Consider the following 13,753-nt stretch of genomic DNA (forward strand, 5'->3'; position numbering starts at 1 on the left):
TGACCTCCATGGATACCACGAAACGGCAAAAACGCGCGTCCGTCTCGGCGATGCTCGATCCCAAGATCGTCGTGCCTGCGATCCGCGCGTCCTTCATCAAGCTCGATCCGCGCTTGATGATCAAGAATCCGGTGATGTTTGTGGTCGAGATCGTGGCCGCGCTCACCACTGTGATCTTCCTGCGCGATCTCCTCACCGCCGGTGAGAATCTCGGCTTCACCTTCCAGATCATCGTCTGGCTCTGGTTCACGGTGCTGTTTGCCAACTTCGCCGAAGCGGTAGCAGAAGGCCGCGGCAAGGCGCAGGCGGAATCGCTGCGCAAGACCCGCACCGAGAGCCAGGCCAAGCTACTGACCGGCTCTGACCGCACCTTCAAGTTGGTGCCGGGCACCAGCCTCAAGGTCGGCGACATCGTGCTGGTCGAGGCCGGCGATACCATTCCCTCCGATGGCGAGGTGATCGAGGGCGTCGCGTCCGTCAACGAGGCCGCCATCACCGGCGAGTCCGCACCCGTGATCCGCGAATCCGGTGGCGACCGTTCGGCGGTGACCGGCGGCACCCAGGTGCTGTCCGACTGGTTTCGCGTGCGGATCACGGCAGCGCAGGGCTCGACCTTCATCGACCGTATGATCAAGCTGGTCGAGGGCGCCGAGCGGGCGAAGACTCCGAACGAGATCGCGCTCAACATCCTGCTGGCGGGCCTCACCATCATCTTCGTGTTCGCCACCGTCACCATCCCGAGCTACGCGGCCTATGCCGGCGGCTCGATCTCGGTGGTTGTGCTGGTCGCGCTGTTCGTGACGCTGATCCCGACCACGATCGGCGCACTGCTGTCGGCGATCGGCATCGCCGGCATGGACCGTCTGGTCCGCTTCAACGTGCTGGCGATGTCCGGCCGTGCGGTCGAGGCCGCCGGAGACGTCGACACGCTACTGCTCGACAAGACCGGAACGATCACGCTCGGCAACCGCCAGGCGACCTCCTTTCGCCCGGTGCGCGGGGTCACCGAGCAGGAGCTGGCGGACGCGGCCCAGCTCGCCTCGCTCGCCGACGAGACCCCGGAGGGCCGTTCGATCGTGGTGCTGGCCAAGGAAAAATACAGTATCCGTGGCCGCGACATGGCCGAGTTGGGAGCCACCTTCATCCCGTTCACGGCGCTGACCCGCATGAGCGGCGTCGACGCCGGCGGCTCGTCGGTGCGTAAGGGCGCGGTCGATGCGATCCTCAACTATGTCGGTGGCGGTGGACCGCTGGTGGTCGCCTCCGGCAACACGGCTCGTTCCATCCAGCCCGCCGGGCTCTCGGACATCGGCCGCGAGATTCAGACCATCGCCGACGACATATCGAAGGCCGGCGGCACGCCGCTGGCGGTCGCCCGGGACGGCAAGCTGCTCGGCGTCATCCAGCTCAAGGACATCGTCAAGGGCGGTATCCGCGAGCGCTTTGCCGAGCTGCGACGCATGGGCATCCGCACCGTCATGATTACCGGCGACAATCCCATGACGGCGGCCGCGATTGCAGCGGAAGCCGGCGTCGACGACTTCCTGGCGCAGGCAACTCCCGAGGACAAGCTCAAGCTGATCCGCCACGAGCAGGCCAAGGGTAAGTTGGTGGCGATGTGCGGCGACGGCACCAACGATGCGCCGGCGCTCGCGCAGGCAGATGTCGGTGTCGCCATGAACACGGGCACCCAGGCGGCTCGCGAGGCCGGCAACATGGTCGACCTCGACTCCAATCCGACCAAGCTGATCGAGGTGGTCGAGATCGGCAAGCAGCTCTTGATGACGCGCGGCGCGCTGACTACATTCTCGATCGCCAACGACGTCGCGAAATATTTCGCGATAATCCCGGCGATGTTCCTGGCGTTCTACCCCCAGCTCAATGTGCTCAACATCATGAATCTGTCGAGCCCGCAGAGCGCCATCCTGTCGGCGATCATCTTCAACGCGCTTGTTATCATCGCGCTGATCCCGCTGGCGCTGAAGGGCGTCGCCTATCGCGCGGTCGGGGCCGGCGTACTGCTCCGGCGCAACCTGTTGATCTACGGCCTCGGCGGCATCGTCATTCCCTTCATCGGCATCAAGGCAATCGATCTCGTGGTCGTTGCCTTGCACCTGGCTTAACCCCGTCATTGCGAGCGAAGCGAAGCATCCAGAATTCTTGCCGCAGCTGAGAGGCTGGATTGCTTCGTCGCTTCGCTCCTCGCAATGACGAAAAGAAATAGGAGAAACGAATGCTCAGAGAAATCCGCCCCGCCATCGTCCTGCTGCTGGTGCTCACCGCCATCACCGGCCTGGCCTATCCGCTGGCGATGACCGCTATTGCCGGTGCGATCTTCCCGGTGCAGGCGCAGGGCAGCCTGATCGAGAAGGACGGCAAGGTGGTCGGCTCCGCCCTGATCGGGCAGGAGTTCAAGGACGACAAATATTTCCACGGCCGTCCCTCGGCGACGGTCGCGCCGGATCCGAACGATTCGACCAAGACGGTACCGGCGCCCTACAACGCCGCCAATTCCGGCGGCTCCAATCTCGGCCCGACCAGCAAGGCGCTGGCGGACCGGCTGAAGGAGGATGTGGACAAGCTCAGGGGCGAGAACCCGAATGCCGCCGCGCCGGTCGACCTCGTGACGACCTCAGCCAGTGGCCTCGATCCGGATATCTCGCCGGAAGCGGCGCAATTCCAGGTGTCGCGCGTCGCGAAGGCGCGAATCGTGCCGGAGGATCAGGTTAAGCAACTGGTGGCTTCCAACACCCAGGGCCGCCTGCTCGGCCTGATCGGCGAGCCCCGGATCAACGTGCTGACTCTGAATCTCGCGCTCGATCGTGCCACGAAGTAGTCTAGGCTAGGTCCGAGCGGATGATTATATTGACCTGATGGTCCGAGAGCGCCGCGATCCCGAACAACGTCCTTCGCCCGAGGCGCTGCTGGAAGCCGCGCGCCGGGAGGAGGGCGTGAGCGGCAAGCTGAAAATCTTCGTCGGCGCCGCTCCCGGCGTCGGCAAGACCTACGAGATGCTGCAAAGCGCCCACGCCAAGCGCGAGGCCGGCATCGACCTCGTGGTCGGCTTCGTCGAGACCCATGGCCGGGCCGAGACCGAGGCGCTGGTGCGCGGGCTGGAAGTGATCCCGCGCAAGAAGCTCGACTACCGCGGCCAGATTGTCGAGGAAATGGATCTCGACGCCGTGATCGCGCGCCGGCCGAAAATCGCGCTGGTCGATGAGCTCGCCCACACCAATGCTCACCTTTGCCGCCATCCGAAACGCTATCTCGATGTCGAGGAGCTGCTGTCCCACGGCATCGACGTCTACACCGCCGTCAATATTCAGCACATCGAGAGCCTGAACGACGTCGTCGCGCAGATCACCCATGTCCGGGTGCGCGAGACCGTGCCGGATTCGGTGTTCGACCGCGCAGACGCCATCGAGCTGATCGACCTCACGCCCGACGACCTGATCCAGCGGCTAAAAGAAGGCAAGGTCTATGTCCCCAGGCAGGCCGAGCGGGCGCTGGAGCATTATTTCTCGCCGGGCAACCTGACCGCGCTGCGTGAACTCGCGCTTCGCCGCACCGCCGAACGGGTCGACGAGCAGCTGCTCACCCACATGCAGGCGAACGCGATCGCCGGTCCCTGGGCCGCGGGCGAGCGCATCCTCGTCTGCGTCAGCGAAGATCCGCGTGCGGCCAGCCTCGTGCGCTACACCAAGCGGCTGGCTGACCGGCTGCACGCGCCGTTCATCGCCGTGTCGATCGAGACGCGGCGCTACCTGCAAATGTCCGATGAGGTGCGTGACCGGCTCGCCGATACGCTGCGGCTCGCGGAATCGCTCGGCGGCGAGGCGCTGACGATCCCGGGCGTCGGCCGCCGCCTCGCCGACGATGTCGTCAACTTCGCACAGGGCAACAACGTCACCCAGATCGTGATCGGAAAGTCGACGCGCTCGCTCTGGTTCGAGATGACGCGCGGCTCCGTCGTGCACGATCTGGTGCGCCGCGCCGGCAATATCAGCGTGCATGTCATTCCTGGCGACGAACTCACGGGCGAGCCGGCGCCGAAGACGGCGGTGCAGACCGCAACGCGATCGGACCCGTTCGATGCGCGGCCCTATCTGAAGGCACTCGGGATCACCGCGCTTGGCCTCGCTGCTGCCGTGGCCATCAAGCCGTATTTCGGCATTGAGAACGTCGACCTGATGTTCCTGACCGCCGTGGTGACGGTTGCCGTGCGCTACGGATTGTGGCCGTCGTTGCTTGCGAGTGTCGCGGCATCGCTCGCCTACAATTTCTTCTTCCTGCCGCCGGTCTATACCTTCACCATTACCGATCCGACCAATGTCGCGGCGTTCTTTTTCTTCATGCTGATTGCGTTCGTGGTGTCGAATGTGGCGGGGCGGGTCCGCACCCAGGCTGATGCTGCGATCGGCCGCATCCGGACCACCGAGCAGCTCTATGCTTTCAGCCGCAAGCTCGCCGGCACCGGCACGCTCGACGACGTGCTGTGGGCGACCGCCTACCAGATCGCGCTGATGCTGAAAGTCCGCGTGGTGCTGCTGTTGCCGGACGAAGGGCTGCTCACGGTGAAGTCGGGCTATCCGCCCGAGGACGATCTCGATCAGGCCGACCTTGCGGCCGCCAACTGGGCCTGGAGCAATGACCGGCCTGCAGGCCGCGGCTCGGACACGCTGCCTGGTGCAAAACGGCTATTCCTGCCGATGCGCACCGGGCGCGGCCCGATTGGGGTCATTGGGATCGACAACGACCGCACCGGTCCCTTGCTGACGCCGGACCAGCGCCGGCTGCTCGATGCGCTGGTCGACCAGGGTGCGCTGGCAATCGAGCGCGTGCTGCTGGTCGAGGACGTCGATCGCGTCAAGCGCTCCGTCGAATCCGAGCGGCTGCGTTCCGCATTGTTGACGTCGATTTCGCACGACCTGAAGACGCCGCTCGCATCCGTGCTGGGTGCGGCCTCGACCATGCGCGATTTCGCCAGCGCGCTCTCCGACACCGAGAAGCGCGACCTGCTCGCCACCGTGATCGACGAATCCGAACGGCTCAACCGCTTCATTGCCAATCTGCTTGACATGACCAAGCTCGAATCCGGCGCCATCGTGCCCAACGCTGCGTTGCACGATCTCGGAGAGATCGTCGGCAGCGCGCTCCGGCGGGCAGCCAAGATCCTCACCGCCCACAAGGTGGAGCTGGAGTCGGCCGCAGACCTTCCCATGCTCCAGCTCGATGCGGTGCTGTTCGAGCAGGTGCTGTTCAACCTGCTCGACAACGCCGCCAAATATTCGCCGCCCCACGCGACGGTCTCGATTCGCAGCCGGCGCGACGGCGACCATGTGGTGCTCCAGATTACCGATGAGGGCGAGGGTATTCCGTCCGAGGAGCTCGAGAGCGTGTTCGACAAGTTTTATCGCGCGCGGAAGGGCGATCATGTCCGTCCCGGTACCGGGCTCGGGCTCGCCATCTCCCGCGGCTTCGTCGAGGCGATGCGTGGCACGATCTCGGCCGCGAATCGCAGCGACCGGAGCGGCGCGGTTCTGACCATCCGTCTGCCCATTCCGGCCCGGACCCACGCATTGGATACCGCCGCATGAGCGCAGCCCCGATCAAGGTGCTGGTCATCGACGACGAGCCGCCGATCCGCAAATTGCTGCGGATGGGGCTCTCGACGCAAGGCTATGAGATCCTGGAGGCGTCGAACGGCAAGACCGCGCTGGAGAAGCTCAGCGAGGCTCCCGCGCTGATCATCCTCGATCTCGGCCTGCCTGACATTCAGGGCCACGAGCTGCTGCGCACCATCCGCGCCCGCAATGAAGCTGTGCCGATCGTGGTACTGTCGAGCCGTGGCGACGAAGCCGGCAAGGTGGAGGCGCTCGATCTCGGGGCCGACGATTATCTGACAAAGCCGTTCGGCATGGACGAGCTGCTGGCGCGCCTGCGCGCCGCGCTGCGGCACCAGCTTCAGATCCAGGGCGAACGGCCGGTGTTTCGTGCCGGCGATCTCTCGGTCGATCTGGTGCGCCGGGTCGTCAGGGTCGGCGAGCGCGACGTCAAACTGTCGCCGAAGGAATATGACCTCCTGCGTGTGCTGGTGCAGCACGCCGGCAAGGTGCTCACCCACCGCTTCCTGCTGAGGGAGTTATGGGACGAGCTGACCGACGCGCAATATCTGCGCGTCTATGTCCGCCAGCTCCGGCAGAAGATCGAAGCCGATCCGGAACGGCCGCAATATGTACTGACGGAAACGGGGATCGGGTATCGGTTAAGGGCAGGGGATTAGGGTTGCCCGCGTGCAACGATCCGTCATGGCCGGGCTTGTCCCGGCCATCCACGTCTTGACCCAGGGGACCGAGAACGTGGATGCCCTGGACAAGCCCGGGCATGACGGTCGGCGCAAGCCTGCATCAGCATCGTCATTGCGAGCGCAGCGAAGCAATCCAGACTGCCCCCGCGGAAAGATACTGGATTGCTTCGCTGCGCTCGCAATGACGGATTAAGTCAACCCGCCTTCCTCTGCCGCGCGGTCGACCGATGCGTCTTCTTCGCCGCGCCCGTTCGCCCCGACGCCCGGCGCGCATGGGACTTCGCCGCCGTCTTCTTCCCGCCGCGTCCCTTCAAGCTCTGCTTCAGCGCATCCATCAGGCTGACCACATTGCTCGGCTTCTCCTCGGGCTCCGGCAGTTCGATTGTCTTGCCGCTGGCCTTGCGCTTCACCAGGGCCTTCAGCGCGGTCTCGTAGTCGTCCTTGAACTTGCTGGGATCGAAATGGGAGGTCTTGGTCTGGAGGATATGGCCGGCGAGCTCAACCATGTCCTTGGTGATCTTCGGGCTCTTGATGTCGTCGAAGAACTGGTCCTCGTCGCGCAGTTCGTAGGGGAAGCGCAGCGTGGTGCCGAGCAGGCCCTTGCCGAGCGGCTCGATCGCGATGATGTGCTCGCGATTGGTGAGCACGATCTTGGCGAGCGCGACGCGATCCTGGTCCTTCATGGCGTCGCGGATCACGGCAAAAGCATCGACCGCGGCCTTGCCGTCGGGCGCGATGTAGTAGGGGTGGTTGAGATAGCGCTGGTCGATCTCGTCGCTCGGCACAAAGCTCTCGATGTCGATGGTGTGGTTGCTCTCGATCTGGACTGCTTCGAGCTCCTCCGGCTCGATCTCGACATATTTGCCCTTGCGCAGCTCGTAGCCGCGCCCCTTCTGGTCGCTCTCGACGACGTCGCCGGTCTCGGCGTCGATCATCTGCTGCTTCAACCGGTTGCCGGTCTCCCGGTTGATCATGTGAAACCGCGTCTTCTCGGCCGCGGTGGTCGCCGGATAAAGCACAACGGGGCAACTGACCAGCGAGAGCTTCAACGTTCCCTTCCAATAGGCGCGCGGTGCCATTCCGTTCTCCAGCGTCTGCGAGTCATTTTGGAACCCCAACCGTCCCGCGGGGTTTTGGTTCCGGGTGGGATGCGGGCCGTGATAGGCTTCACGCCAAAGAGAATCCGGGACCAGTCGTGCTGCAAAAGCTCTCCAAGTATCGACAGAAACGTGATTTCGAGAAGACGCCCGAGCCATCGGGCAAGACCGCGGTGGCGCCGTCGAAGCAGCGCCGCTTCGTGATTCAGAAGCATGACGCTTCGCGGCTGCACTACGATCTGCGGCTCGAGTTCGATGGCGTCTTCAAGTCCTGGGCGGTGACAAAAGGGCCCTCGCTCGATCCGCACGACAAGCGGCTGGCCGTCGAGGTCGAGGACCATCCGCTCGACTATGGCGACTTCGAAGGCACGATTCCGGAAGGCCAGTACGGCGGCGGCACGGTCATGCTGTGGGATCGCGGCACCTGGGAATCCGATGATCCCGAACGCGGTTTCAAGAAGGGCGATCTGAAGTTCACGCTGCACGGCGAGAAGCTGCACGGCAGCTGGGTCCTGGTGCGCATGCGCAACGACCGCACCGGCGGCAAACGGACCAATTGGCTCCTGATCAAGCATCGCGACGAATATGTTCGCGAGGGCGCAGACAACGACATTCTCGAGGAGGACAAATCGGTCGCCTCCGGCCGCGCGATGGATCAGATCGCCGAAGGCAAGGGCCGTGCGCCAAAACCGTTCATGCTGGCGAAGGGCACCAAGGCCAAGGCCGACGCGGTCTGGCAGTCCAACCGGGCGGACGAGGCGAAAGAGCGCACGGTCAAGCCGGCGCCCCGCGCGGCGTTGAAAACCGGCAAAACAGTCAAGAAGAAAGCGACGACTGCGACGACCGCGAACAAGGCGGCGGAGATGCCGGATTTCGTGGCGCCGCAGCTCTGTACGTCGGTCGAGCGCCCGCCGGGCGGCGACGGCTGGTGCCACGAGATCAAGTTCGACGGCTACCGCGTGCAGCTGCGGGTCGAGGGCGGCAAGGCGACGTTGAAGACGCGCAAAGGCCTCGACTGGACCGAAAAATTCGCAACTATCGCGAAGGAGGCGGGCGCGCTGCCGGATATGATGGTCGACGGCGAGATCGTCGCGCTCGACCACAATGGAGCACCCAATTTTTCGTCGCTCCAGGCGGCGCTGTCGGACGGCAAGACCGAGGAGCTCATCTTCTTTGCGTTCGACCTGCTGTTTGCGGAAGGCCTCGATTATCGCCGGCTGCCGCTCGGCGAGCGCAAGGCGCGGTTGAAGGAGCTGCTGGAAGCGCGTAAGCGCAAATCGAGCCAGATTCGCTATGTCGAGCATTTCGAAAGCGGCGGCGACGCCGTGCTGCAATCCGCCTGCAAGCTCGAGCTCGAGGGCGTGGTGTCGAAGAAGCTGGACGCGCCCTATCGTTCGGGGCGGACAGAAAGCTGGACCAAAGCAAAATGCCGCGCCGGCCATGAGGTTGTGATCGGCGGTTACAAGACCACCAATGGCAAATTCCGTTCGCTGATGGCCGGCGTGCACCGCGGTGATCATCTCGCCTTCGTCGGCATGGTCGGCACCGGCTTCGGCGCGGACAAGGTCAAGCGCATCATGCCGTCCTTGAAGGCCATGGAGGCGAAGCAAAGCCCCTTCGGCGGCAAGAACGCACCGAAAAAGACGCGCGAGGTGCACTGGCTGAAGCCGGAGCTCGTGGCGGAGATCGAGTTCGCCGGCTTCACTGCCGACGGCAATATCCGCCAGGCCGCCTTCAAGGGTCTGCGGCAGGACAAGCCGGCGGAGGAGGTCGAGGCCGAGACACCGGTCGATACCGAGCTTGCCGAGCCCTCGACGAAGCAGCGCGCGAAGCCGCGCGCGCAAGCGAAGACCGGTGCACGAACAGCGCAAGCCGGCACTGCCGAAGTGATGGGTGTCGTGCTCTCGAAGCCGGACAAGGCGCTGTGGCCGGACGACGGCAATGGCGATCCCGTTACCAAGCTGGATCTCGCGCGCTACCTCGAAGCCGTTGGCGAATGGATGATCGTGCATCTCAAGGGCCGGCCGTGCTCGCTGATCCGCGCCCCTGACGGCATCAAGGGCGAATGCTTCTTCCAGCGCCACGCCATGCAGGGCACCTCGAACCTTCTGGAGCTCGCGCGGGTCTCCGGCGACCGCAAGCCCTATTTGCAGATCGACCGCATCGAAGGGCTCGCGGCCGTGGCGCAGATCGGCGGCGTCGAGCTGCATCCCTGGAATTGCGCGCCCTACGCCTACGATACCCCGGGCCGGCTGGTGTTCGATCTCGATCCCGCGCCCGACGTCGTCTTCGCCGAGGTCGTTGAGGCCGCCAAGGAGATGCGGCAGCGGCTGACCGACATCGGCATGGAAAGCTTCTGCAAGACCACCGGCGGCAAAGGTCTGCACGTCGTGGTCCCGCTGCGTCACGGCGCGCGCGACCAGGTGAGCTGGAAGGAGGCCAAGGCCTTCGCGCAAGGCGTCTGCCAGTGGATGGCGGACGACGCTCCCGAGCGCTATCTGCTCAACATGTCGAAGAAGCTGCGCAACGGAAAGATCTTCCTGGACTATCTGCGCAACGATCGGATGTCGACGGCGGTGGCGCCGCTGTCGCCGCGTGCGCGAGATGGTGCGACTGTGTCGATGCCGGTCACGTGGGCGCAGGTGAAGAGCGACCTCGATCCGAAGCGGTACACGGTGCGGACGGTGCCCGGCTTGCTGGCGCGATCGAAGGCGTGGGATGGTTATGACGATGCAGCCGCGTCGATCAAGGCGGCGATCAAGAAGCTCGCCGGGAAAACGAAGTAGGGTGGGTAAAGTGAAGCGTGCCCACCATCTTCTCTCAGCCGAGCAAAAAGGTGGGCACGGCGCATTGCGCCTTTGCCCACCCTACTAGATCTTCGTTTGGTGGCTAGATCCGTCCCAGCAGGAGCAGGATCAGCAGGATCACGATGACGAGCCCGAGACCGCCGCCGCCGTAATAGCCGGTGCCGTAGAACGGGCCGCCGCCGATGCCGCTGAAGCCGCCGAGCAGCGCGATGACCAAAATGATCAGAATGATCGTACCGATAGACATGCGGAAATCTCCTCCAGCCCTTCGTTAGAAGGGTCGTTTGCAACCTGTCCCGTGGTGCGAGGGCAACTTGCCGCAGGTTCTAAAGTTCCGCCAATGAAACACCGGGTGCACGCGCAACTTGCATGGAACCTTTGTGGTACCGCCGGGCATGACTATGTGAGGTTCAATCACTAACCGGGCAGAGCCATGTCAGCACCGCTTGTCGTCTCCATTCCCCACCGCTTGGGCCGCGAGGAGGCGGTGCGCCGGCTCAAGACTGGGCTAGGCCGCGCTGCGGCGAGCATTCCCGTGATGCAGGTCGAGGAGGAGAGCTGGAGCGGCGACAGCATGAATTTCCGCATCCGCGCGCTCGGGCAGATCGCGACGGGGCAGGTCGACGTCGCCGACGACCATGTCAAGGTGCAGGTGGTGCTGCCCTGGCTATTGCAGCGCTTTGCGGAGATGGCGCAGGCCACGATTCGCAAGCGCGGCCAGCTGCTGTTGGGCAAGGACGGGAAAAGCTAGCGTTCAAGCGCGGGTGCGCTGTCGCACCGGCTTCGCCGCGCCCGCTGGGCGCGCGGGGATGACCGAAGCGGGAAAACCGCGAAGCGCCTGCGCGAGCGGCAGATCGTTGCCGGCGAAACCCGGCACATTATAGCCCGTGACGTCAATAGTGGCGTCGGCCCCATCGAACGCCGGCCATTCGCGGCCTGCTTGCGTGAAAGGTGCGAACTGGCGCCCGACCACGACGATCGCCGCAGCCCGGCCGTGGCGGCGGGCAAACGCTACGACATGGTCGGCATGTGCGCCCCGCACCTGAAGCGGCTGGTAGTCACCTCGCGCGAAGACGTCGGGCAGCTCGTTGCGCAGCTTGAGCAGGTGCCGCGTCCAGGCCAGCTTGAGCTGACCGTCCGGCCAGCTCTTGATCAGGTGATTCCAATCCGGGTTGTCCAGCGTGCCCAGCGCCGCGTGTCGCGCGGAAAAATCCACCGGGCGGCGGTTGTCGGGATCGACCAGCGACAGATCCCAGAATTCGGTGCCCTGGTAAAAGTCGGGCACGCCCGGCAGTGTCGCCTTGAGCGTGAGCTGGCTCAGCGCGTTCAGCGCGCCGAGCAGCGCGACGCGGCGAGCCAGCGTGTTCAGCGCCTCCAGGAATTCGCCTGATTGCGCGGGATCGAGGATCTTCGCGATGAAGCTCTTGACGCCGTTCTCATAGGCCTCGTGCGGGTTGAGCCAGCTGGTCTCCTCCTTGCCCTCGCGCGCGGCCTTGAGCGCATAGGCCTGGATACGCGCGACGAAACCGGCATCGGCCGGCTCCTGGAGGGAGCAGGCGCCGAGCAGCGTCTGGTAGAGCATGTATTCGAACGTTGCCGACGGAGCGCGCAGATTGCCGTCGAGCGCGAGGTGCGGCGCGTTCAGGACTTTCCAGCGTGCCACGGCGCTGGTCCATTCGCCGGGAATTTCACTTAAGGCAGCAATCCGCGCGCGGGCGTCCTCGCCACGTTTGGTGTCGTGCGTGGCGGTCGCCGTCATCCCTTGCGGCCATTCCCTGGCGCGGGCCTGCATGGTCTCGTGGAAAGCGGGAATGGTGAGGCCCTTGCTCGCGGGATCGCCGCCGACTTCGTTCAGGGCGAGCAGCCGGTGGAATTGATAGAAAGCGGTGTCCTCCAACGACTTCGCCATCATCGGCCCGGTGAATTGCTGCACCTTCAGCGCAAAGCGGCGCACCCGCGGGGCGCTGTGCGGGGGACGACCGGGCTTGAGCAGGTCCATGGTGAGGGCGTCGCGCAGGAAGTCGAAAATGCCTTCGTCCGCGGCGAACCATTCCCGGCGAGCGTGCTCGATGGTGTTGTCGATCAGCTTACGATCGTTCGCCGTTGGCGCGCTTGTCGTCAAATAGGTGCGGTACACCGGGAAATGCAGCACATAGAGCTCGAGCGCCTGCCGCAGGCTGTCAGCGGAAAAGTCGCGGGTCGAGTAGTGCCCGTTGGCGATGCGCGCAAGCAGGCGCGTCAGAACCGTGAATTCGCTGGTCAGCAGCGTCTCCAGCACGCGCCGTTTGGCGTCCTTGACGTAAGGCGCGAGCCGCGGCGGCCGGTTGCTGATCTGCCGCCAGGTCTCGTCCATGGCCTCCAGCCCCTTGGCGTCGACCAGAACGTGAGTGATGGCGTTCATCCACTCATAGCCGGTGGTGCCCTGGACGCCGGCGAAATGCGGCAGGCGCTCGTGCTCGCACAGGATTTTCTCGATCACCGTATAGAACGGCTTTGTGGTGCCCTGAGCGTCGCGCACCAGCCGGCGCAGCCGCTGGCAATATTGCGCGGGATCGCGCAGGCCGTCGATATGATCGAGCCGGATGCCTTGCAGTTTGCCGTCGGCAATGAGTTGCTTCACCAGCCGGTGCGTGGCGGCGAACGTGCCGGGATCCTCGACGCGCATGCCGGCGAGCCCGTTGACGTCGAAGAAACGTCGATAGTTGATGTCGCTGGAGGCAAGCCGCCAGTGCCCCAGCTTGTAGTGCTGGCGCTCCAGCAAATGATGCAGCGCCAGCGTCTGCGCGGGACGGTCCTTGGCCGCGCGATAGGCGCCGAGGCCGCGCCCGATGATATCGGCGCTGCCTGCGATCTCCCTGAGCTCCGCCTTGAAGCCGGGTGCTTCCTTGCGGTTGGGGCGGCGCAGTCCCGTGTAGCGCGCCGCGAGCGACAGCAGGCGCTTGCCCGTCTCGGTCTCGGCGGCGTCGGCGTCCTTCACGATCATCCGCAGCACCTCGCCATAGCGCTCCGGCGCGATCGGCAATCGATGTTCGAAATACCAGGCGGAAAAACTACCTTCGTTGGGATCGTAGCGCAGCTCGATATCGCCGCTCTCGAGCGCTTCGCCATAGGACGCTCCGAGGATCGGCAGCAGCACGCCGCCGCGGGCGCGGAAGGCCAGTTGATCCCAGTCGATATCGAAGGAGACGGCGTGCGGCGAGGCCTGGCCCCATTCCAGCACGTCTAGCCACCAAGGATTGTCGGCGAAGTGCACGCCGACATGGTTCGGTACGAAGTCGATGATGAGGCCGAGGTCGTGTCGCGTCAGCGCCTCGCTCAGCCGCGCGAAGCCGGCCTCGCCGCCGAGCTCCGGATTGAACTGGCTGTGGTCGACGGTGTCATAGCCGTGCGTCGAGCCCTTGCGGGCCTTCATCACCGGCGAGGTGTAGAGATGCGTGATTCCCAGCGCCTTCAGGTAGGGCACCACCGCGGCGGCCTTGTCGAAGTCGAAATCCGCGGTGAGCTGAAGCCGGTAGGTTGCGAGAGGAATGGCTGGAGCCATC

General features: G+C 64.7%; 9 protein-coding genes. 6 read left to right on the top strand and 3 right to left on the bottom strand.

Going from position 1 to position 13,753, the window contains the following annotated elements:
• Positions 1–8: 8 nt before the first annotated feature.
• The 4 genes from kdpB (at position 9) to AC0L3B_RS08245 (ending at position 6,283) form a co-directional block, all read left to right on the top strand.
• Positions 9–2,123, top strand: a complete 2,115-nt coding sequence (kdpB, locus tag AC0L3B_RS08230) for a potassium-transporting ATPase subunit KdpB (protein ID WP_473380273.1) — start codon at positions 9–11, stop codon at positions 2,121–2,123.
• 110 nt (positions 2,124–2,233) lie between these two features.
• Positions 2,234–2,836, top strand: coding sequence for a K(+)-transporting ATPase subunit C (locus tag AC0L3B_RS08235; RefSeq protein ID WP_473380274.1), 603 nt, complete (start codon positions 2,234–2,236; stop codon positions 2,834–2,836).
• A gap of 37 nt (positions 2,837–2,873) precedes the next feature.
• A complete protein-coding gene (locus AC0L3B_RS08240; RefSeq protein ID WP_473380275.1) occupies positions 2,874–5,597 on the top strand; it encodes a DUF4118 domain-containing protein in 2,724 nt (907 codons plus the stop codon).
• Positions 5,594–6,283 carry a response regulator transcription factor gene (locus tag AC0L3B_RS08245; protein WP_473380276.1) on the top strand — a complete coding sequence of 230 codons (690 nt, stop codon included), beginning with the start codon at positions 5,594–5,596 and terminating at the stop codon, positions 6,281–6,283. The genes AC0L3B_RS08240 and AC0L3B_RS08245 overlap by 4 nt, the downstream gene beginning before the upstream one ends.
• Positions 6,284–6,501: 218 nt before the next feature.
• Here AC0L3B_RS08245 and ku read toward each other — a convergent pair whose 3' ends face one another.
• Positions 6,502–7,386, bottom strand: coding sequence for a non-homologous end joining protein Ku (gene ku / locus AC0L3B_RS08250; RefSeq protein ID WP_018454048.1), 885 nt, complete (start codon positions 7,384–7,386; stop codon positions 6,502–6,504).
• A 116-nt stretch (positions 7,387–7,502) separates the two neighbouring features.
• On the opposite strand from ku, the gene ligD reads away from it, so the two are divergent.
• A complete protein-coding gene (gene ligD / locus AC0L3B_RS08255) occupies positions 7,503–10,190 on the top strand; it encodes a DNA ligase D (RefSeq protein ID WP_018454049.1) in 2,688 nt (895 codons plus the stop codon).
• A gap of 103 nt (positions 10,191–10,293) precedes the next feature.
• On the opposite strand, the gene AC0L3B_RS08260 is transcribed toward ligD, so the two are convergent.
• A complete protein-coding gene (locus AC0L3B_RS08260) occupies positions 10,294–10,458 on the bottom strand; it encodes a DUF3309 family protein (protein ID WP_007595743.1) in 165 nt (54 codons plus the stop codon).
• 186 nt (positions 10,459–10,644) lie between these two features.
• Here AC0L3B_RS08260 and AC0L3B_RS08265 point away from each other — a divergent pair, with 186 nt between their 5' ends.
• On the top strand, positions 10,645–10,962 hold the full coding sequence (locus AC0L3B_RS08265; protein WP_085351913.1) for a polyhydroxyalkanoic acid system family protein: 318 nt from the start codon (positions 10,645–10,647) through the stop codon (positions 10,960–10,962).
• A gap of 3 nt (positions 10,963–10,965) precedes the next feature.
• Here AC0L3B_RS08265 and treY read toward each other — a convergent pair whose 3' ends face one another.
• Positions 10,966–13,752: a malto-oligosyltrehalose synthase gene (gene treY / locus AC0L3B_RS08270; protein WP_473380277.1), complete on the bottom strand. Its 2,787-nt coding sequence runs from the start codon at positions 13,750–13,752 to the stop codon at positions 10,966–10,968.
• Between the last annotated feature and the right edge of the window lies 1 nt (position 13,753).

This window comes from Bradyrhizobium sp. Kon56 (assembly GCF_055807635.1).